The organism is Streptomyces sp. NPDC051172 (assembly GCF_040682555.1).
GTDB lineage: Bacteria > Actinomycetota > Actinomycetes > Streptomycetales > Streptomycetaceae > Streptomyces.
Genome location: NZ_JBFBBE010000015.1, coordinates 57,575 through 78,345, shown reverse-complemented (window position 1 = coordinate 78,345; position 20,771 = coordinate 57,575). Strand labels below are relative to the sequence as shown.

Annotated in this window: 19 protein-coding genes; 9 read left to right on the top strand and 10 right to left on the bottom strand. The window is 67.4% G+C overall.

Features of this window, described 5'->3' with window-relative positions:
- Window positions 1–17 precede the first annotated feature (17 nt).
- Complete coding sequence (locus AB0N07_RS11970) at window positions 18–923, top strand: LysR family transcriptional regulator (RefSeq protein WP_365834108.1); 906 nt, start codon at window positions 18–20, stop codon at window positions 921–923.
- A gap of 88 nt (window positions 924–1,011) precedes the next feature.
- Window positions 1,012–1,494: an NUDIX hydrolase gene (locus AB0N07_RS11965; protein WP_365834107.1), complete on the top strand. Its 483-nt coding sequence runs from the start codon at window positions 1,012–1,014 to the stop codon at window positions 1,492–1,494.
- 14 nt (window positions 1,495–1,508) lie between these two features.
- Here AB0N07_RS11965 and AB0N07_RS11960 read toward each other — a convergent pair whose 3' ends face one another.
- Both AB0N07_RS11960 and AB0N07_RS11955 read right to left on the bottom strand, forming a co-directional pair.
- Window positions 1,509–3,038 (bottom strand): globin domain-containing protein, encoded by a 1,530-nt coding sequence (locus tag AB0N07_RS11960; protein WP_365834106.1) that lies wholly within the window; start codon window positions 3,036–3,038, stop codon window positions 1,509–1,511.
- A gap of 391 nt (window positions 3,039–3,429) precedes the next feature.
- On the bottom strand, window positions 3,430–4,062 hold the full coding sequence (locus AB0N07_RS11955) for an HAD-IB family phosphatase (protein ID WP_365834105.1): 633 nt from the start codon (window positions 4,060–4,062) through the stop codon (window positions 3,430–3,432).
- A 189-nt stretch (window positions 4,063–4,251) separates the two neighbouring features.
- Here AB0N07_RS11955 and AB0N07_RS11950 point away from each other — a divergent pair, with 189 nt between their 5' ends.
- Both AB0N07_RS11950 and AB0N07_RS11945 read left to right on the top strand, forming a co-directional pair.
- Window positions 4,252–5,118: a GNAT family N-acetyltransferase gene (locus AB0N07_RS11950; protein ID WP_365834104.1), complete on the top strand. Its 867-nt coding sequence runs from the start codon at window positions 4,252–4,254 to the stop codon at window positions 5,116–5,118.
- 39 nt (window positions 5,119–5,157) lie between these two features.
- Window positions 5,158–5,610: a GNAT family N-acetyltransferase gene (locus tag AB0N07_RS11945; protein WP_365834103.1), complete on the top strand. Its 453-nt coding sequence runs from the start codon at window positions 5,158–5,160 to the stop codon at window positions 5,608–5,610.
- A 58-nt stretch (window positions 5,611–5,668) separates the two neighbouring features.
- Here the strand turns inward: AB0N07_RS11945 and AB0N07_RS11940 are convergent, their stop codons facing one another.
- Together AB0N07_RS11940 and dnaB are read right to left on the bottom strand one after the other, a co-directional pair.
- The gene (locus tag AB0N07_RS11940) at window positions 5,669–7,054 is read right to left on the bottom strand and encodes a serine hydrolase domain-containing protein (protein WP_365834102.1); all 1,386 of its coding nucleotides are present in this window, start codon (window positions 7,052–7,054) and stop codon (window positions 5,669–5,671) included.
- A 67-nt stretch (window positions 7,055–7,121) separates the two neighbouring features.
- Window positions 7,122–8,600: a replicative DNA helicase gene (gene dnaB / locus AB0N07_RS11935; protein ID WP_351473008.1), complete on the bottom strand. Its 1,479-nt coding sequence runs from the start codon at window positions 8,598–8,600 to the stop codon at window positions 7,122–7,124.
- Window positions 8,601–9,061: 461 nt separating this feature from the next.
- Between dnaB and AB0N07_RS11930 the strand changes: the two genes are divergently transcribed.
- On the top strand, window positions 9,062–10,399 hold the full coding sequence (locus AB0N07_RS11930; RefSeq protein ID WP_365834101.1) for an MATE family efflux transporter: 1,338 nt from the start codon (window positions 9,062–9,064) through the stop codon (window positions 10,397–10,399).
- 128 nt (window positions 10,400–10,527) lie between these two features.
- Here AB0N07_RS11930 and rplI read toward each other — a convergent pair whose 3' ends face one another.
- The 4 genes from rplI to rpsF all read right to left on the bottom strand — a co-directional run bounded on the left by rplI (window position 10,528) and on the right by rpsF (window position 12,252).
- Window positions 10,528–10,974 (bottom strand): 50S ribosomal protein L9, encoded by a 447-nt coding sequence (gene rplI / locus AB0N07_RS11925; protein WP_030938854.1) that lies wholly within the window; start codon window positions 10,972–10,974, stop codon window positions 10,528–10,530.
- Between the two features lie 18 nt (window positions 10,975–10,992).
- Window positions 10,993–11,229, bottom strand: coding sequence for a 30S ribosomal protein S18 (gene rpsR / locus AB0N07_RS11920; protein ID WP_003949403.1), 237 nt, complete (start codon window positions 11,227–11,229; stop codon window positions 10,993–10,995).
- Between the two features lie 57 nt (window positions 11,230–11,286).
- Window positions 11,287–11,880, bottom strand: coding sequence for a single-stranded DNA-binding protein (locus AB0N07_RS11915; RefSeq protein ID WP_365834100.1), 594 nt, complete (start codon window positions 11,878–11,880; stop codon window positions 11,287–11,289).
- Between the two features lie 81 nt (window positions 11,881–11,961).
- Window positions 11,962–12,252: a 30S ribosomal protein S6 gene (gene rpsF, locus AB0N07_RS11910; protein ID WP_115907086.1), complete on the bottom strand. Its 291-nt coding sequence runs from the start codon at window positions 12,250–12,252 to the stop codon at window positions 11,962–11,964.
- A gap of 285 nt (window positions 12,253–12,537) precedes the next feature.
- Here rpsF and AB0N07_RS11905 point away from each other — a divergent pair, with 285 nt between their 5' ends.
- The 3 genes from AB0N07_RS11905 (at window position 12,538) to AB0N07_RS11895 (ending at window position 15,286) form a co-directional block, all read left to right on the top strand.
- The gene (locus AB0N07_RS11905) at window positions 12,538–12,852 is read left to right on the top strand and encodes a hypothetical protein (protein ID WP_365834099.1); all 315 of its coding nucleotides are present in this window, start codon (window positions 12,538–12,540) and stop codon (window positions 12,850–12,852) included.
- Window positions 12,853–13,031: 179 nt separating this feature from the next.
- Window positions 13,032–14,153, top strand: coding sequence for a peptidoglycan bridge formation glycyltransferase FemX (gene femX / locus AB0N07_RS11900; protein WP_365834098.1), 1,122 nt, complete (start codon window positions 13,032–13,034; stop codon window positions 14,151–14,153).
- A gap of 101 nt (window positions 14,154–14,254) precedes the next feature.
- Window positions 14,255–15,286: an alanine racemase gene (locus AB0N07_RS11895; protein WP_365834097.1), complete on the top strand. Its 1,032-nt coding sequence runs from the start codon at window positions 14,255–14,257 to the stop codon at window positions 15,284–15,286.
- A gap of 113 nt (window positions 15,287–15,399) precedes the next feature.
- Here the strand turns inward: AB0N07_RS11895 and AB0N07_RS11890 are convergent, their stop codons facing one another.
- On the bottom strand, window positions 15,400–16,908 hold the full coding sequence (locus AB0N07_RS11890) for a glycosyltransferase 87 family protein (RefSeq protein WP_365834096.1): 1,509 nt from the start codon (window positions 16,906–16,908) through the stop codon (window positions 15,400–15,402).
- 131 nt (window positions 16,909–17,039) lie between these two features.
- Window positions 17,040–19,706 carry a transglycosylase domain-containing protein gene (locus tag AB0N07_RS11885; RefSeq protein ID WP_365834095.1) on the bottom strand — a complete coding sequence of 889 codons (2,667 nt, stop codon included), beginning with the start codon at window positions 19,704–19,706 and terminating at the stop codon, window positions 17,040–17,042.
- A gap of 352 nt (window positions 19,707–20,058) precedes the next feature.
- On the opposite strand from AB0N07_RS11885, the gene AB0N07_RS11880 reads away from it, so the two are divergent.
- Window positions 20,059–20,742, top strand: a complete 684-nt coding sequence (locus tag AB0N07_RS11880) for a helix-turn-helix transcriptional regulator (protein WP_365834094.1) — start codon at window positions 20,059–20,061, stop codon at window positions 20,740–20,742.
- Window positions 20,743–20,771: the final 29 nt, after the last annotated feature.

Sequence of the window (20,771 nt, the reverse complement as noted above, 5' to 3'; positions counted from 1 at the left end):
ACTGGGGAGGGCGAACCATGGATCTGGCCTTGCTGCGCACTTTCGTGACCGTGCACCGGGCCGGCTCCTTCACCCGCGCCGCCGCCCTGCTCGGCCTGTCACAACCGGCCGTGACCTCGCAGATCCGCACGCTGGAGCGGCAACTGGGCCGCCCCTTGTTCCTGCGGCAGGCGCGCGGAGTGACCCCGACGACCATCGGGGACGAACTCGCCCACAAGGCCGCTCCGCATCTCGACGCCCTGGTGGAGATCGCCGAGACCGGCCTCGACGACGAGTCCTCCTTACGGACCCTGCATCTCGCCGGCCCTCCGGAGTTCACGGCGGAACGGGCGCTGCCCGCCCTCACGGAGCTGACCGGTGAGGACGGCCAGGGCTTCGCGCTGCGCGCTTCCTTCGGGAACGCCGAGGAAGCCCTGGAGGGACTCGCCGCCGGACATCACGATCTGGCCATCTGTACGGCCCGCCCCCGCGGTGCCCTGCTCACGGCGACTCCACTCTGCGACGAAGAGCACGTCCTTGTCGCCACCCCGGCGCGGGCCGAGCAGATAGGCCCCGGGAAGCCGCGCCGCACGGGAGCGCCCGCCCTGGAGGACGTCCCCGTGATCGAGGTGCACGAGTCGCTGCCCTTCGTCTCCCGCTACTGGGCCTCCGTCTTCGACTCCCGCCCTGCGGCACCGGGCACCGTCATCGTTCCCGACCTGCGTGCGGTCCTGGCCTGCGCCGTCGCGGGCGCGGGGCTCGCGGTACTGCCCCGCTATCTGTGCAGGGACGCCCTGGAGCGCGGTGAGATCGTTGCTCTCCACGAACCCGCGGTGCCGCCGCTGCGCACGTACTTCCTGGTGGTCCGCACCGGCACCCTCGCGATGCCGCACATCGCGCGGGCTCACGAATGGCTGCTGCGAGCGGCCGCCCACTGGTGCTGACCAGCACTTTTCCGGTGGTCACGGGGCGAGCTCGACCGGTGACATCCTGCGATGTTTCACGTGGAACCAACCGGGCCACATTTCTCCCATGACCGTCCGACCCGTGGTCAAGCGCACCGCACGTGCCGTTCTCCTGGACGGCGACAACCTGATTCTGATCAAGCGCACCAAGCCCGGTGTCGATCCTTACTGGGTCACTCCCGGTGGCGGCGTCGAGCCCGGCGACACGACCGTCGTCGACGCCCTGCACCGAGAGGTGTACGAGGAACTCGGCGCCAAGATCACCGACGTGGTGCCCTGCTTCGTCGACACCGTGGAACACATCGGCGAGGACGGCGGCGCGACCGGCGTGAAGGTGCAGCACTTCTTCGTGTGCCGGCTGGAGTCGATGGACACATCCCTGCGGCACGGCCCCGAGGTGGACGAGCCCGTCGGCGAGTACGAGATCGTGTGGGTGCCGTTCACCCGCGTCGGGATCGCCTCGGTGCATCTCGTACCGCTGTCCCTGCGGCACTACCTGGACGGGAACATCGAGGGCGTACGCGCCATGCACGCCCCGGACCTGGGCTGATCCCCGGCGCCGGATCAGCCTCCGATGGTGACGAGTTCCTCCACCGAGTCGTGCCGTATTCGCTCCGCCGGGATGCCGATGTTCCTCAGCGCGTCCAGCCCGCTGCGGATCATTCCGGGCGGGCCCGAGAGATAGGCGTCGAACTCGTTCCACGGCCCGTACTCGCGTATGGCGTCAGGAAGCTGGAGATGGGCCTGCTGGTCGATGACCGCGCGGACCGAGAGCCAGGGGTGGGACTGCTGGAGCCTGAGCATCGTGTCGATGTCGTAGAGGTCGTGATCGGTGCGGGCGCCGTAGAACACTTCGACCGTCCGCCGTTCGCCGTGCTCGGCGACGTCCTCCACCAGAGCCTTGATGGGTGCTATGCCCGTGCCGCCGCCCAGGCACAGCAGTCCGCTGTCGGTGGTGTGGTCTACGGTCATCGAACCGGCCGGCGGGCCGAGGCGGATGATGTCGCCAGGGCGCGCGCGGTGCACCAGCGCGTTGGAGACCCAGCCCGCGGGGACGGCCTTCACATGGAACGTCAGCAGACCGTCGGAGCGGGGTGCCGAGGCGAAGGAGTAGTGCCGCCAGATCCGCGGCCACCAGGGCGTCTCCAGGCTTGTGTACTGCCCGGCGAGGAACGGATAGGGCTGATCGGGGCGGACCGTGACGACCGCCACGTCCGGGGTCCTGAGGTCGTGCGCGACGATCTCGGCGTACCACCAGGCCGGGGCACGCAGTTCGTCCGCGGCCGCTGCGTCGATCATGACCTGCGAGATGGTCGTGTACGCCCGTACCCAGGCCGCCTCCGTCTCCGCGTCCCAGCTACCGGAGGCGTACTTGCTCAGTGCGCCGATGAGGCACTCGCCGACGGCCGGGTAGTGCTCGGCCCTGGTGCCGTACTTGCGGTGACCACGGCCGAGGTTCTGCAGATACGCGACGAGGACCTCGGTGTTGTCGATGTGCTCGGCCGCGGTCAGCAGCGCCTTGAGCAGCCGGTCGCGCTGGGTGTCCATCGCGGCCGGGAAAAGCGACCGCAGATCGGGGTGTCGGACGAAGAGCAGCGCGTAGAAGTACGAGGTGACCTTGTCGGCGATCGGCGCCACCTCTGCCATGGTCCGACGGATGAGGAGGGCATCCGGTGAAGCGCTCTGGGCGCCGGACTGAACGACGGGCTCCTGCGGCTGCGCTGCGGGCGCGTTGGCGCGCTGGGTGGGCACGCGCAGGTCGGCGGGGAGTGCCTCGGAGGAAGAGGGGTCTGCCGCGGGGGGCTGTGCAGCCGAGGGATGTGGGGCAGCAGTCTCCGGGGCGGGTTCCGCGTGTGGTGCCGACTGCGGAGCGCCCTCCGCCGGCTGGTCCTTGTCCGTGTCGGTGTCCGCCGCGGTCCTGCCCATCGGGCGCATCGCGGCAAGGCGACTGCCTTGGACCGCTTCACGCTCGCTGTCCGGAGTCGTCGCCGGCTGCGTGCGCGGCGTGAACCAGCCGCCGCTCCCGCCGCCGGATGTGCCGTTGTCGGCCGACGCGGTGGTCGGAGCGTCCATGGTGTGCCTCGCCTCGAACATCTTTCGGTCGGTCTGCGCACTTCCTCGGTCGGAAGGTGCCTTTTCCCCCGCAGACGGCTTGCTTTCTCCGTTTCATGCCGCGGCCAATGCGGCCACATTCAACCTGGATTCACGTTCTGTACGGACAAGTAAGGCGAGAGTGTGACATTGACCGCAGTGCTCTGACCGCAGCCTCCCATCCCGCAGGGACACTCCGGCCGCATAACCGCAAATGCGGGTCTTCGATCTCTCCGTCCCGATACGCTGCATCGCCCTGCCCGCGGTCCGCACAGGATGTGTACGTCTCGCCCCGCAGCGAACCGGAGTCGACCATACCGGCCAACGCTCCGATCACAAGTCCCCCCTTCCTCCACCACGATTGGGAGAGCGGGCGAACCAGCAATTCCTTCAATTACCGGGCGTGTCGCACCAATTCATAGGCTTCCCACAGATCACCGCCCATGTACGAGTGTGTCGCAAGACCGGACAGATGACGGTCCGCATTGACCGCAACCGAGACCGGCACCGCAGCGAACAGATCCGTGTCCGACAGCGAGTCGCCATAGGCGATGCAGTCCCCCCGGGCCACACCGAACTCCTCGCAGAGTCGGTCGGCAATCTCGACCTTGGCCGCGGCAGTGAGAACTCCGGACGGATCGACGGGCTCGGTGAACGGCACGGCAGGAAAACGGGACCCGAACGCCGCGTGCGCGCCCCACCCGGTGAGACGCTCCACGAAGAAGGAGGGCGAGAGCGATACGACGGCGCAGTAGTCGCCCACCTGCCGGATCTCCTCCCAGACCTCCCGGATGCGCTCCAGCCACGGCGCACCTTCGAAGGCAGCCGACACATGCATCTCGGTGAGTTCCGTCCACAGCTCGTACACCTGCGCCGCATACTCCGGCGGGCCTATCAACCCCGCCGAGACCGCCTGATCGAGCGCTACCGTCTCGGCTTCCAGCCCCAGCTGCCGCGAGATCTCCACGGGCGCCGAAGTGCCCTGCAGCAGCGTGCCGTCGAGATCGAAGAGATGAAGTCTTGCCATGGGACCCGAGGCTAACGGGGCCCGAGGCGGACTCCTCCAGTGAGATCACCTGATGCTCAGTGTTCGCCCGTGTTTCACGTGAAACACCCAACTGCCTTCTGTGCACTTGCCCACGACATGGCCAAAAGCTCCTGCTTCTCGCCGGAAAGAGGTGGACGTCGAGGGCAGCCGTCAGACAGCCTGACCTGCGTGCCGACTCCTTCTCTCCCCCCTCTTGCCGTCCGCCGTCTGACGCTTCGCGATCTCACCGCCTGCGCCGACCTGTCCGAAGACCGGGGGTGGCCGCGCGAGGAGCACAAGTGGGGCCTGCTCCTCACAGCCGGGAAGGGATACGGCATCGACGACCCCGACGGCGGCCTCGTCAGCGCCTGCGTCGTCACCGAGTACGGACCACAGCACCACCCCGCTTTCGCGGCCGTCGGCATGGTGCTGGTCGCCGAACGGCATTCCCGCCGAGGCATCGGACGCCATCTGATGCGGCACATCGTCTCGGTCATGGGCACCACCCCGCTGACGCTGCACGCGACCCCGAACGGCCGTCCGCTCTACGAGGAACTCGGCTTCAAGGCCACCGGCCGGGCCGAGATGACGCGCGGGCATTTCACGCCCGGCGGGCCGGAGCCCGAGGTGGTCACACGTGCGGCCACCGCCGAGGACCTCCCTGCGATCCTCCGGCTCGACGAGGAGGTGTTCGGCGCCGACCGCACACCCGTCATCACGCGGCTGCCCGCCTTCGCCGACCGACTGCGCGTCGCCGAGGAGGACGGCCGGCTCATCGGCTACGCGGCCGCCTGGCCCAACATGGAGACCCATGTTGTGGGCCCGCTGATTGCCAGGGACACGGAGACGGCAAAGGCTCTCATCGCCTCTCTCTCCGCCCACACCGACCGCCCACTGCGCACCGACATCGACGTACGGCACGAAGAGCTGTTGACGTGGGTGAAGAAGCGGGGGCTGGCGTCCATCGCTTTCAATACGGTCATGACGTACGGGATCCCGGAACTGCCCGGCGACTGGACCAGACGATTCGCTCCACTGACGGTGGCTGCCGGCTGAGCCCTCCCCCTGTGGGTGCCGGTGCGTAAGGTGCGGGGCATGGGAGACCTTGAAATACGGCCCGCCACGGCGGACGACGTGACCGCGATCGTCGCGATGCTTGCCGACGACCCTCTGGGTGCCCAGCGCGAGTCACCGGACGACCCGACCCCGTATCTGGCCGCGCTGGAACGTCTTGCGTCCGATCCGAACCAGCACCTGGTCGTCGCCGTTCGTAAGGGCCGGGTCGTCGGCACACTCCAACTCACGGTCATCCCCGGTCTGTCGCGACGCGGCGCCGTCAGATCGATCATCGAGGGAGTCCGCATCCACGCCGACGAGCGCGGCAGCGGCCTGGGCACACAGCTCATCGAGTGGGCGATCGACGAATCCCGGCAACAGGGCTGCCAGTTGGTCCAGCTGACCTCCGACAAGACCCGCACCGACGCCCACCGCTTCTACGAGCGGCTCGGCTTCACGGCCTCACACGTGGGCTTCAAGCTCCAACTGTGAGGCCGTGACATGAAGGCTCAGGTTTCACGTGAAACAGCGCGTCTGCTGACGTCTGCGTCTAGCCGATCCCCCGCCACCCGTCCGGATCCACCCCGCCGGGCACGGAAGCCTCCTCGTCGTACGGCTGACGCGTGAACACGAACGACCCGAGGTCCAGATGGCTCAGGGTCCCGTCCGGGCGCCGTACGGCCTTCAGGAGCTCTCCGGCGTAGTAGCCCTCCAGTCCGGTCCACGTACCGTCGCCGTTCGCCCTGAATCGCGAGCGGCGGCCACTTCCCGACAGCGGCTCGAGTGACACACCCCCGGCTGCCGCCAGCCGCAGGGCGAACGCATGCGTTCCCCAGTACCACGGTCCTGCCAACTCCAGCACCGATGTGTCGACTTCCGGCAGCGGCCGCCAGGGTTCCGGAATGCGGGGCTCGGCCTTGGCGACGATCCGCACGAGATCGGCGCCGACGGTGGACAGCAGCGGGCCGGACGTACAGTTGGCCAGCACCACAGCAGCGACGTCGTCCTCGACACTGAGGGTGAGGTTCGCCAGAAACCCCGGCAGCGACCCGGAGTGCCCCACGAGCAGCCGACCGTCCCGGTGCTGGATCTGCAGCCCCAGCCCGTAGGTGACTCCGTCCACGACATCCGCCGCTTCAATCGGCGCGGCGGGGGTCCGCATCTCCCTCACGGTCTCGGCGCTCAGTACCCGGTCGTCGCCCTGTGCCAGGAAGGCCGCAAAGCGCGCCAAGTCACCCGTGGTGGACCAGAGTTGACCCGCAGCGGCCATCCGTCCCAGGTCCTCGGCGGGTTCGGGCAGCATGACATCGGCCCAGGGATGCACGGCCCATCCACCCGCATGGGAAGCCTGAGGGTGACCACTCGTACGGTCGAGGCCCAGAGGTTCGAGCACTTCGCGCCGAAGTACCTCCTCCCACGGTGCTCCGCGCAGCTTCTCGACCAGCGCCCCCAGCACGGTGTAGCCGGGGTTGGAGTAATGGAAGCGGCGGCCCACCGGATGCAGGAGAGGCTGCTCTCCCAGGACGTCGGAGAGTTCGGGGCGCAGGGATCCCGGAGTGCGCTCCCACCACGGGGCGGGCGACTCCGCCGCCAACCCGCCCGTATGGGCGAGGAGGTCGGCGATGGTGGCCTCCCCCGCACCTGTTCCCGGCAGATGCTTCTCGAGCGGGTCACCGAGATCGAGCAGGCCCTCATCGCGCAACCGGAGCACCAACACCGCAGTGAAGGTCTTGGTGATCGAACCGATGCGGTACTGCACGGTCTCGTCCGGACCATGCCCGTCCACCGAGGTACGCGCACCGTGCCACACGGGTCGCCCGCCCCTCACGACCGCCGCGACCAACGACGGGGCACGTCCTTCGGCCTGCGCCACCGCGATGCGGTGCAGCAGGGCGCGGCGCGTACAGGGGAGCAGCTCTTCCTGAGGTGTTGTCATGGCCCCAGTCCATCCCGCGGGACACTCGACCGTCGAGTTCATTTGCGCGGGACGGGGAACTGTCGGATCAGGTCTGCGCCATGTCCACGAACCGCGAGTAGTGGCCCTGGAAGGCGACCGTGATCGTCGCCGTCGGGCCATTACGGTGCTTGGCCACGATCAGGTCGGCCTCGCCCGCACGCGGCGACTCCTTCTCGTAGGCGTCCTCGCGGTGCAGCAGGATGACCATGTCGGCGTCCTGCTCGATGGAGCCTGACTCACGCAGGTCGGAGACCATCGGCTTCTTGTCCGTGCGCTGCTCGGGGCCACGGTTCAGCTGGGACAGCGCGATGACCGGAATCTCCAGCTCCTTGGCGAGGAGCTTGAGGTTACGGGACATGTCCGAGACCTCCTGCTGACGGTTCTCGGCGCGTTTGGAGCCACCGGACTGCATCAGCTGAAGGTAGTCGATGACGACCAGGCGGATGTCGTTGCGCTGCTTGAGGCGACGGCACTTCGCGCGGATCTCCATCATCGACAGGTTCGGAGAGTCGTCGATGAACAGCGGCGCGGCCGAGACGTCCGGCATCCGGCGGGCCAGTCGGGTCCAGTCCTCGTCGGTCATTGTGCCGGAGCGCATGTGGTGCAGGGCCACACGGGCCTCGGCGGACAGCAGACGCATCGCGATCTCGTTGCGTCCCATTTCGAGGGAGAAGATGACGCTCGGAAGGTTGTGCTTGATCGACGCGGCCCGGGCGAAGTCCAGCGCAAGCGTGGACTTGCCCATCGCGGGTCGGGCGGCGATGACGATCATCTGGCCCGGGTGCAGGCCGTTGGTCAGCGAATCGAAGTCGGTGAAGCCCGTGGGCACACCGGTCATCTCGCCGCTGCGGGAGCCGATCGCCTCGATCTCGTCGAGTGCGCCCTCCATGATGTCGCCGAGCGGCAGGTAGTCCTCGCTGGTGCGCTGCTCGGTGACCGCATAGATCTCGGCCTGGGCGCGGTTGACGATCTCGTCGACGTCGTCGTCGGCCGCGTATCCCATCTGGGTGATGCGGGTGCCTGCCTCGACCAGACGACGCAGGACCGCGCGTTCGTGGACGATCTCCGCGTAGTACTCGGCGTTGGCCGCAGTCGGTACGGTCTGCACAAGGGTGTGCAGATACGATGCGCCACCGACCTTGTTGATCTCGCCGCGCTTGGTGAGTTCGGCCGCGATCGTGATGGGGTCGGCCGGCTCGCCCTTCGCGTAGACGTCGAGGATCGCCTGGAAGATCGTCTCGTGTGCCGGCTTGTAGAAGTCGTGGCCCTTGAGGATCTCCACGACGTCGGCGATGGCGTCCTTGGACAGGAGCATGCCGCCGAGGACGGACTGTTCGGCATCGAGATCCTGGGGCGGCACTCGCTCGAAGGACGTGCCTCCGCCGTCCCACTCGCCGCTGTCCCGGCCACGGTCGTGCTGCTCGTCACGGCCCCGGCCCCCGTCACCGCGTCGGCGGGAGGCAGGCAGGCGATCACTTGGACCGCTGTCGGCCCAGGGATCGTCCAAGGGCTCGGAAATACTCACCGAGCCACCTCCTCCCGTCCGCCGCCGGGCGGACCTAGCCATGCCCTCTGTTCTACGGCACGGCACTGACAAATGAGAGGCCCAACTCCGGTTGATGCACGTCGGTTTTGTGCTGGTTTCCCTGCCGACGAACGGAGCGGGCGCCGGACCACGGTAGGCCCGCGGGCACCGTCAGCCAATCTGGTTATCCACAGGCCATGTGGACGACGGCCCGGATGCTGTGGAGAACTCTGCAAAACCTGTGCACGACACGGTGGACAGCCCTGTGAACAAGCAACAGCCTCTTCTGCTCCGACCGCCCTGACCTGCACTTTTCCCATCCACTGGCTGTGCAGAAGAAAAACTTCCCCAGCCGGGCCAAGATCGCTTCGAACGGCGCACGAAAGACCACGCAGCCTGAAGTGAAGTAATGGTCACAAAGGCTTTGTATCTCTTACCTGTGGACGATTAGATTGATGCTCATGACACAGGCTCCTGCGACCCCCAGGATCACCCGGCGACAGCACGATCGAGAGATCGTCGAGTTGGCCGTCCCGGCCTTCGGTGCACTCGTCGCCGAGCCCCTCTTCGTCATGGCCGACAGCGCGATCGTCGGCCACCTCGGAACGGCACAGCTCGCCGGCCTGGGCGTCGCCTCGGCCCTCCTCACGACAGCAGTCAGCATCTTCGTCTTTCTCGCCTACGCCACCACCGCGGCCGTCGCCCGACGGGTCGGCGCCGGCGACCTCCAAGCCGCGATCCGGCAAGGCATGGACGGCATCTGGCTGGCGCTTCTGCTCGGCGCCGCCGTCATCGTCACCGTGCTACCCACGGCACCGGCCCTTGTGGAACTCTTCGGCGCCTCGGACAGTGCGGCCCCCTACGCGACCACTTACCTGCGCATCTCGTCTCTCGGCATCCCGGCCATGCTCGTCGTACTCGCCGCAACCGGTGTACTGCGCGGGCTGCAGGACACCAGGACACCACTCCGTGTCGCCATCGCCGGTTTTGTCGCCAACGGCGCCCTCAACGCGGGCCTCGTCTACGGCGCCGGCCTCGGCATCGCCGGCTCCGCCTGGGGAACCGTCATCGCGCAGTGCGGCATGGCAGCCGTCTACCTCACCGTGGTCGTCCGCGGAGCCCTCAGACACGGCGCCTCACTGCGTCCCGACGCAGCGGGGATACGGGCCTCCGCACAGGCCGGCGTTCCCCTCCTGGTCCGCACGCTGTCACTGCGGGCGATCCTGATGATCGCCACAGCCGTCGCCGCCCGACTCGGCGACGCCGACATCGCTGCACACCAGATCATCCTGTCCCTGTGGAGCCTGCTCGCCTTCGCCCTCGATGCCATCGCCATCGCCGGTCAGGCCATCATCGGACGCTATCTGGGCGCCGAGGACGCCCAGGGTGCTCGCGATGCCTGCCGCCGCATGGTGCAGTGGGGAATCGCGGTGGGTGTCGTCCTCGGTGTCCTGGTAGTGGTCGCCCGGCCGGTGTTCCTGCCACTGTTCACCAGCGACACCGTGGTGAAGGACACTGCGCTGCCCGCCCTGCTCGTAGTGGCTCTCTCCCAGCCGATCTGCGGCGTCGTCTTTGTTCTGGACGGCGTCCTGATGGGAGCCGGCGACGGCCCTTATCTGGCCTGGGCCATGGTGCTCACCCTTGCTGTCTTCGCCCCGTTGGCGTTGCTGGTCCCGGCACTCGGCGGTGGCCTCCCGGCGCTGTGGACAGCGATGACGCTGATGATGACGGTGCGCATGCTGACCCTTTGGCTGCGGACCCGTTCGGGCCGCTGGATCGTCACAGGTGCCGCCCGCTGACTGTTTCACGTGAAACCGGCGTTTCACGTGAAACATGGGCGGTCCCGTACCGAACCGGAATACGAAGAAGGGGCCGCACCCTGCATGGGTGCCGCCCCTTCTCTCAGCTGTTCAGCCGAGCGCGGCGATCAGGCCGCGACAACCTCGATGTTGACCTTGGCGGCAACCTCGGGGTGCAGACGCACCGACGTCTCGTGAGCGCCCAGCGTCTTGATCGGCGCGCCCAGCTCGATGCGGCGCTTGTCGACCTCGGGGCCACCGGAGGCCTTGATCGCCGAGGCGATGTCGGCCGGGGTGACGGAACCGAAGAGACGACCGGCGTCGCCGGAGCGAACGGCCAGACGTACCTTGACGCCCTCGAGCTGGGCCTTCACCTGGTTGGCCTGCTCGATGGTCTGGATCTCGTGGATCTTGCGAGCACGACGGATCTGCTCGACGTCCTTCTCGCCACCCTTGGTCCAACGGATGGCGAACTTCCGCGGGATCAGGTAGTTGCGAGCGTAACCGTCCTTGACGTCCACGACGTCGCCCGCGGCGCCGAGGCCGGAGACCTCGTGGGTGAGGATGATCTTCATGTTTCGGTCACCCTTCCCTTATCGCGCGGTGGAGGTGTAGGGCAGCAGCGCCATCTCACGGCTGTTCTTGACGGCCGTGGCGACGTCACGCTGGTGCTGCGTGCAGTTGCCGGTCACGCGGCGGGCACGGATCTTGCCGCGGTCGGAAATGAACTTCCGCAGCATGTTCGTGTCCTTGTAGTCCACGTACGTGACCTTGTCCTTGCAGAAAGCGCAGACCTTCTTCTTAGGCTTGCGCACAGGCGGCTTCGCCATGGTGTTTCTCCTGTGTGATCAAGAAGTTTGGGTACGACCCACCCTCCGGCCAAAGGCCTAGAAGGGGGGTTCGTCCGAGTAGCCGCCGCCACCGCCGCCGGAGTTTCCACCCCAGCCGCCGCCACCGCCACCGCCGCCCTGGCTGCCACCGGCGGGAGCGCCGGTCGCCCACGGGTCTTCGGCAGGAGCTCCGCCGCCCTGCTGGCCGCCGCCGGAGTTTCCACCCCAGCCGCCGCCACCCTGGGCGCCACCGCCGCCGTAACCGCCCTGACCCTGCCCACCGCGGCCGGCGGTCTTTGTGACCTTGGCCGTGGCACTGCGCAGGCTGGCGCCGACTTCCTCGACGTCCAGTTCGTAGACCGTGCGCTTGACGCCCTCACGGTCCTCGTAGGACCGCTGCTTCAGCCGGCCCTGCACGATGACGCGCATGCCTCGCTGGAGCGACTCGGCGACGTTCTCCGCCGCCTGACGCCAGACCGAGCAGGTCAGGAACAGGCTCTCGCCGTCCTTCCACTCGTTCGTCTGACGGTCGAAGGTGCGGGGGGTGGACGCGACACGGAACTTCGCGACCGCCGCACCGGAAGGGGTGAAGCGCAGCTCGGGGTCGTCGACAAGATTGCCGACGACCGTGATGACGGTCTCGCCTGCCATGGGGGAACCTCTCGGCGGGTTTGCTGCTGGCTGCTTTGTGGTGCTGCTACTCGGATCCCGAGATCAGCTGAGCGGGAGAGCTCAGTGGGTCTCGGGGCGGAGGACCTTGGTCCGGAGGACCGACTCGTTCAGGTTCATCTGGCGGTCGAGCTCCTTGACGACCGCAGGCTCGGCCTGCAGGTCGATGACCGAGTAGATGCCCTCGGGCTTCTTCTTGATCTCGTACGAGAGACGACGACGGCCCCAGGTGTCGACCTTCTCGACCTTGCCGTTGCCCTCACGGACGACGGTGAGGAAGTTCTCGATCAGGGGGGCGACAGCGCGCTCCTCCAGATCGGGGTCGAGGATGACCATCACCTCGTAGTGACGCATGTGGAACCCACCTCCTTTGGACTCAGCGGCCACGGTCGTTCCGTGGCAGGAGGGTCGTGATGCGTACGCAACGGTATCGGCCGCCACTGACAATCGGGGGTCGCGAGCGACATCCCCGGTCTGGCCTGGACGGTTCCCTGGCTCTGCCTGGGCAGACACCGGTGCAGACGCTACAGACTACCTGCACACCCGCTTCCGGTTGAAATCCGGCCGCGTGGACCGTCAATCTGTACACATCGGGTGTGCATGGCGCTACGATGCGCCGTCTTCCGCAGGAGGTGCCCCATGGCACAGGCATTGCGACCCAACACCGTCGGAGGCCTTTTCGCCACGGACGGAAAGCCCCACCCCATCCAGGACACGCTGCTCGCGGTGACCCTGGTCGTCGGGGTGACGGCGTTCGTGACCGGCTTCTTCCACAACCTGCACCTGCTCAGCTCCTGGGCCGGCCTGGTGGGGATCCTCACCGGCGCGTACGGCCAGTGGATCTCGGAGACGACCCGCGAGCGCTTCGGACTCATCCTGGGTCTCGGGGCCTCGGCGGTCGGCTTCTTCCTCGGCATGGCGCACGGCGGCCTCTTCGGTGGGGTCATCGGCTGAAGCCAGGGACACCGGCTCTCCAACCCCAGACAAAGCACCACTGAACGCCCCGGCGGCCAACAAGCCAGGGCGCAGGTTCTGTACGCCCAGTCGGGGCGCTCGCAAGGCGCAGTAGGCTTCGGCGCGAGAGCCGGAGCCCCTGTACCCATGGGGACACACCAGCCCGAGGAGCGCCCCGAATGAGCCTGACCCTGAGGACGATCAGCCGCGAGCAGCATCTGGCGTACATCCAGAGCCTGCCCTCGGCGAGCCACATGCAGGTTCCGGCCTGGGCCGATGTCAAGGCGGAGTGGCGCTCCGAGAGCCTCGGCTGGTTCGACGAGCGCACCGGCGAGATGGTCGGTGCGGGTCTCGTGCTGTACCGCCAACTGCCCAAGATCAAGCGCTACTTGGCCTATCTGCCCGAAGGCCCGGTCATCAACTGGTTCGCGCCGAACCTGACCGAGTGGCTGGAACCGATGCTCGCGCACCTCAAGCAGCAGGGTGCCTTCTCCGTGAAGATGGGCCCGCCGGTGATCATCCGGCGCTGGGAGGCCGGCTCCATCAAGCTGGGCATCCAGAACCCGGACGTGAAGCGGCTGCGTGACATCGAGGCCGACTTCATCGAGCCGCGCGCCTTCGAGGTCGCCGACAAGCTACGCCGTATGGGCTGGCAGCAGGGCGAGGACGGCGGGGCCGGCTTCGGCGACGTACAGCCCCGCTATGTCTTCCAGGTGCCGCTGGCCAACCGCTCCCTGGAAGAGGTCCACAAGAACTTCAACCAGCTGTGGCGCCGCAACATCAAGAAGGCCGAGAAGGCCGGTGTCGAGGTCGTCCAGGGCGGTTACCAGGACCTCGAGGAATGGCAGAGGCTGTACGAGATCACGGCCGTGCGGGACCATTTCCGGCCGCGCCCGCTGTCGTACTTCCAGCGCATGTGGACGGCTCTCAACACCGAGGACCCCAACCGCATGCGGCTGTACTTCGCCCGGCACAACGGCGTGAATCTGTCGGCGGCGACGATGCTGATCGTCGGCGGTCACGTCTGGTACTCCTACGGCGCCTCCGACAACATCGGCCGTGAGGTCCGGCCCTCGAACGCGATGCAGTGGCGGATGCTGCGCGACGCATACGCACTCGGCGCGACCGTCTACGACCTGCGCGGCATCTCCGACTCCCTGGACGAGACCGACCACCTCTTCGGCCTGATCCAGTTCAAGGTGGGCACGGGCGGCCAGGCGGCCGAGTACCTCGGCGAGTGGGACTTCCCGCTCAACAAGCTGCTCCACAAGGCGCTCGACATCTACATGTCGCGCCGCTGAGACCTGGCGGCTCCGGCCGTTTGCTTCGATACGTACGACTGCTTCGTTCGCTTCCACACCTCTGATACACCGCAGCCACGAGAAAGGTTCCAGGTCCGGCCATGGCGCTCACGCTCTACGTCGACACCGCGCGCTGGCGTGCGCACCACAAGCACGTGCAGGACCAGTTCCCGGGCCTTGTCCCGGTCTGCAAGGGCAACGGCTACGGCTTCGGGCACGAGCGGCTGGCGGAGGAGGCCACGCGGCTGGGCTCGGACGTGCTCGCCGTCGGCACCACGTACGAGGCCGCACGCATCAAGGACTTCTTCGGCGGTGACCTGCTGGTGCTGACGCCGTACCGGCGCGGCGAGGAGCCCGTTCCGCTGCCCGACCGGGTCATCCGCTCGGTGTCGTCGGTGGACGGCGTGTACGGCCTCGTGGGAGCCCGTGTGGTCATCGAGGTGATGTCCTCGATGAAGCGGCACGGCATCAGCGCCCAGGACCTGCCGCAGCTGCACGCCGCCATTGAGAACGTCCGCCTCGAAGGCTTCGCCATCCACCTGCCGCTGGACCGCACGGACGGCTCCGACGCCGTCGAGGAGGTCATCGGCTGGATGGACCACCTGCGTGCCGCCCGCCTGCCCCTGCACACGATGTTCGTCAGCCACCTCAAGGCCGACGAACTCCACCGGCTGCAGCAGCAGTTCCCACAGACGCGCTTCCGCGCCCGCATCGGCACCCGGCTGTGGCTGGGGGACCACGAGGCCACCGAGTACCGTGGCGCGGTTCTGGACGTCACCCGGGTCGCCAAGGGGGACCGTTTCGGCTACCGCCAGCAGAAGGCCGCCTCCGACGGCTTCCTGGTGGTCGTGGCGGGCGGCACGTCGCACGGGGTGGGTCTGGAGGCCCCGAAGGCGCTGCACGGCGTCATGCCGCGTGCCAAGGGCGTCGCCCGGGCCGGCCTCGCCACGGTGAACCGGAACCTTTCGCCGTTCGTCTGGGGCGGCAAGCAGCGCTGGTTCGCGGAGCCGCCGCACATGCAGGTCTCCATCCTGTTCGTGCCGGCGGACGCGCCGGAACCGAAGGTCGGCGAGGAGCTCGTGGCCCATCTGCGGCACACCACCACGCAGTTCGACCGCATCGTCGACCGCTGAGCGGGGGCGCCAGCCAACTGAAAGGCCGTACACGGGAGCTCCGTGCACGGCCTTTTCGCGCATCGAGTGAGGCGGCCTCTACGGGGCGCCCGCCGCCACCGATATCTGTTCGCTCAGAGCGAACCGTCCGTGGAAGGTGCCGTTCCATGGCTGCCCCACTCCACCTGCGGCCCGTCGAAGTGGGCAGCGTGCCGCGGCGGATGGGCCGCAGCGCCCAGAGCGAAGGCGTCCTCCGCACCGTCGAGCACACCCCCTGACGGGTCGTCGTCCCCGGCCCTACGCACCGGATCCCGCTCCGGCATGACGATGTCGCGCACGACGACGCCGCACAGGTAGAGCGTCCCCAGCAGGTGCACGCCGATGGCCCAGTGGTAGCCGTCCTGCGGCAGCCCCTTGTGAGCGTCCCCGCTGGTCGTGTACGCGAGATACATCCAGATGCCCAGGAAGTACGCGACCTCGCACGCCTGCCAGATCAGGAAGTCCCGCCACTTCGGCCGGGCCAGCACAGCGAGCGGGACCAGCCACAGGACGTACTGCGGGGAGTAGACCTTGTTGGTGAGGATGAACGCCGCGACGATCAGGAAAGCGAGCTGGGCGAAGCGCGGGCGACGCGGGGCGGTCATGGTGAGCACGGCAAGACCCACGAAACACAGCACCACCAGCGCCGTGGCCAGATTGTTGACGGTGTCGGTGCTGAGCGGGTCGGTCGAGTTCTGAGCCATGATCAGCCAGAACGACCCGAAGTCCACCCCCCGGTCGTGGCTGAACTTGTAGAACTGCGCCCAGCCGTCCCAGGCGAAGAGCATCACAGGCAGGTTCACGACGACCCAGGCGACGACTGTTCCTGCCACGGCCTTGCCGAAGTCCCGCCACTTTCCCGCACGCCAGCACAGCAGGAACAGCGGGCCCAGCAGGAACACGGGGTAGAGCTTGGCCGCCGTGGCAAGCCCCAGGAGGACTCCGAACGCGAGTGGGCGGCTCCGGGACCACATCAGCATCGCCGCGGCCGTCAAGGCGACCGCCAGAAGGTCCCAGTTGATGGTGGCGGTCAGCGCGAAGGCGGGCGCCAGGGCGACCAGCAGGCCGTCCCAGGGACGCCGGGCGTGCGTACGGGTCACGCAGACCGCGATGACGGCCGCGCACACCATCAGCATCCCGGCGTTGACCATCCAGTACCACTGCTCCTGGTCCTGGATGCTGCCGCTGCCAGGCGTGAGCCAGGAGGCGACCTCCATGAACACGCCGGTCAGCACGGGGTACTCGAGGTAGGGCATGTCACCGGAGAGCTTGTCGAAGTACGGCACAAGCCCGTCGGAGAAACCGCGCCCCTGATAGAGATGCGGAATGTCCGAGTAGCACGCCTTCGTGTACTGCGAGCTGGCGCCGAAGAACCAGGCGCCGTTGTAGCAGGGCGCCTTCTGGATCAGTCCGAGGGCGAACATGCCGATCGCCACGAGCGCGACGACCCGCACCGGAGTCCACCAGGACGTCCCGAGCAGGGCTCGCCGCCCGAGGGGACCGCCGATCAGCTCACTGCCGGACGCGGCGACCTTGTCCTCCTTGGTCGGCCGCACCGGGTCCTGGTCGTGCACGCTCGCTTGCGTCGATTCTGGGCTGGCCATGCCGCACATCCTGCCGTACGTGTCCAGGAATACGCCGAGGGCCGCCGCAACCAGTCAGGTGCGGCGGCCCCTGTTTCACGTGAAACATCGACATGTTTCACGTGAAACGCCCGTGTCGGGTGCTGTGGCGACTAGCCGGCGGGGCCTCCGAAGAGCCCTCCGTTGCCGTTGCCTCTGCTGTTTCCGGTCCCGGACGTGTCCGTGGCCGTCGGCGACGAGGTCACGCCCCCGTCCGTGCCGCCGGTGCCACCGTTGGTGCTGCACTGCCAGCTGAACTTGCAGGACTCGCTCGCCGAGGGCGACGGGCTCGTCGGCGTCCCGCTTGGTGTCAGGCTCGGGGTCGGGCTCGTCAGCGTCTGGCTGGGCGTCGGAGACGCGCTCGGGCTTGGGACGTCGTTGACGATCACACCGATGGGCTCGGGCGTCGGGAAGTCCTTCACCGGCTCGCTCTTCAGCGCATCTGCCATGTAGTCGTGCCAGATCTGCGCCGGGAACGAAGCACCATGGATCTTCTTCTGGCCACCCGTCCCGTACATCTCCAGGAAGGTCCGGTTCTTGCTCGACTCATTGTCGTCGTACCGGAACATCGTGATCGACGTGGACAGCTGCGGGGTGTAGCCCACGAACCATGCTGATTTGTTGCCGTCGGTGGTGCCGGTCTTGCCGGCCACCTGACGGCCAGGGAGCTGGGCGTTGGTGCCCGTGCCCTTGTCGACCACGGTCTTCAGCACGTCGGTGACGTTGTCGGCAACCTTCGGGGTGAACGCCTCAACAGGCTTGTCCTGGTGAGTGAAGACCGTGCCGTCCTTACTCGTCACCTTCGTGACGGAGAAAGGATCGTGCCGCTCACCGCTGGCCGCGAAGGTGCCGTACGCCCCCGCCATGCGGATCGCGCTCGGGTCGGAGATACCGATGGAGAAGGAGGGGAAGCTGGTGCCGGCCAAGCTGTTCTCCTTGAGGCCGGCATCCATCGCCGCCTCCTTGACCTTGTCCAACCCGACGTTCATGCCGAGCTGCACATAGGCGGAGTTCACCGACTCCCGCATCGCCTCGCGCAGGTCGATCTGATACTTGGGCGGACTGCCGTACGACTCGTTGCCGTCATTGGTCTGCAGCCATTCCTGGCCCTTGTCGTTCTTCCAGACCGTACCGTCGTAGTCCTTGATCTTGAGCTTGTTCTGACCGCTGTACAAGCTCTTCGGGGAAACTGGTGTGCGCTCATCCTGAGCCTGCTCCTGGCCCAGGCTCGGGTTCTTGACGCCCCACTTCATCGCGGCGGCGAGCACGAACGGTTTGAAGGTCGAACCGACCTGGGCGCCGGTCTGGTCGGCGTTGTTGGTGAAGTGCTTGGTCGCGTCCTCGCCGCCGTAGATGGCCTTGATGGCGCCGGTCGTCGGGTCCACGGAAGCGCCGCCGAACTGGACGTGGGTGTCCGTATTCGGGCGCTCCTTGGGCTTGATGTTGTTCTTCTGGACGTTCTTGACCGAGGCCTCGAGCGCCTTGACCTTGCTCTTGTCGAAGGTCGTGTAGATCGAGTAGCCGCCCCGCTGCAGATCAGTTGCGCTGACGTTCGTGTTGTTGATCAGGTAGGCCTTGGCAAGGTCGACGAGGTAGCCGACCTGGCCTCCGAGCGCAGTGTTCGACCGCGGGTTCTTCACGTCGGGGAGCTTGGTGTACTTGGCCCTGGTAGCCGCGTCCAGGTGTTTGTACTCGACCATCTTGTCGAGGGTGTTCTGCATCTGACGCAGCGCACGCCGTCTGTTGGCGTCCGGGGTGGCCGCCGGATCGATGGAGGTCGAGCCCGCCGGGTCGTAGTACGTGGCGCCCTTGAGCATCGCCGCCAGGAACGCGCACTCGCCCGGGTTCAGCTGGACGGAGTCCTTGTTGAAGTACGCGCGGGCGGCCGCCTGGATGCCGTAGGCGCCGCGCCCGTAGTACGCGGAGTTCAGGTAGCCGGCCATGATCTCGTCCTTCGAGACCGTGGCACCCACCTTTATCGAGATGAAGATCTCTTTGAACTTACGCGTGATCGTCTGCGACTGGTCGTCCAGCCGTGCGTTCTTCACGTACTGCTGGGTGATGGTGGAGCCACCCTGCGTCTGGCCGCCCCGGGCCATGTTGAACACGGCGCGGGCGATGCCCTTCGGGTCGATGCCGCTGTCGGTGTAGAAGGTCTTGTTCTCCTGCGAGACCACGGCGAACTGCATCGCCTTGGGGATCTGCGAGAGGTTGACGATCTGGCGGTTCGTCTCACCACCCGTGGCGACCATCTGGCTGCCGTCCGACCAGTAGAAGACGTTGTTCTGCGCTGTCGCGGTGTCGGCGACATTCGGGACGCTCACCATGGCGTACCCGATGCCCGCCACTGCCACCAGGCTGGCGATGAAGCCGATGAACAGGCCCGTCACCAGCTTCCACGACGGCACCCAGCGCGCGACGCCGTACTTGCCCGCCCGTGGATAGTCGATGATCCGCTTCTTGCCGGGGGGAGCTGCGCGCCCCCTTCCGCCCCCGGACCCGTCCGGGCCGCCCGGTGCGCCGCGTCGACCTCCGCGGCCCGGCTCGGCCGCTCTACGGCGGCCGCCTCCAGTTCTCTGTGCCGCGCGGCGGGCTTCGGCGCGGCCGCTGTACGACCGCTCCTCGTCAGTCGACCCCTGGCCCAGTCCGTAATCGGCCGGGGACCCGGTTGCGCCTCGCGGTGCCGCGCGGCGGCCGGAGGACGAGCCGGACTGGCCGCGTCGGGCCGCGGCACGTCCGCCTCCCTGCGGCTGCGGCGGTTTGCGACGGTGCTCGCTCATCGAACGACTACTCCTCGGGCAGGCGCACCTTTGCGCGCCTGGAAACGGCGGCTGGTTTCCGGTCCCCCCGAAGTACGGATGTGGTCGATCCCGCATTCACCCGTACTGCGCCGGGAGCCACGACACCCCCTGGTGTCACTCGGCTCCCGGTGGTTTGCATGCCGCACAGACTACGCACCGCCAAAACCCACTGAGCCCCAGACTTCGTCCCAAATCAGGCAACTTGCCCCTGATGAATAAGTGATGTGACCCCGTTCACCGTCTCCCCACTTGTCGCATCCGGAAGGCCGTTCTATCGTCTTGATGTATCGAGTCGATACATCGGTGCGAGATAAGGCAAGGAGGCGAGTGGATGAGCCGGCGTTCCGGGATCCTTGAGTTCGCCGTACTCGGCCTGCTCCGCGAGTCCCCGATGCACGGCTATGAGCTGCGGAAACGACTCAATACATCACTGGGCGTGTTCCGTGCGTTCAGCTACGGAACGCTCTATCCCTGCCTCAAGACGCTGGTCGCCAACGGCTGGTTGATCGAAGAGCCGGGACACACCCCCGAGGACGCCCTCGCGGCGCCACTCGCCGGGCGTCGCGCCAAGATCGTCTACCGGCTGACGGCGGAAGGTAAGGAGCACTTCGAGGAGCTGCTCTCGCAGACGGGCCCCGACGCGTACGAGGACGAGCACTTCGCCGCCCGTTTCGCCTTCTTCGGGCAGACGTCACGCGACGTACGCATGCGCGTGCTGGAGGGCCGCCGCAGCCGGCTGGAGGAACGCCTGGAGAAGATGCGTGCCTCCTTGGCGCGCACCCGGGAGCGCCTCGACGACTACACGCTTGAGCTCCAGCGCCACGGGATGGAGTCCGTGGAGCGCGAAGTGCGCTGGCTGAACGAGCTCATCGAGAGCGAGCGGGCCGGACGGGACCTGAAGGGGCCCGCCTCCGGGGGGCCCGCTCAGCAGAACAACACATCTGGAGCGCCGGGCGTCCTGCCCCGTCCCGGGGACACCCCCGGGACGGATACGCCCGACGACACCGCCACGTGAGAGTCCAGTCAGGGCCTCACTCGTACACA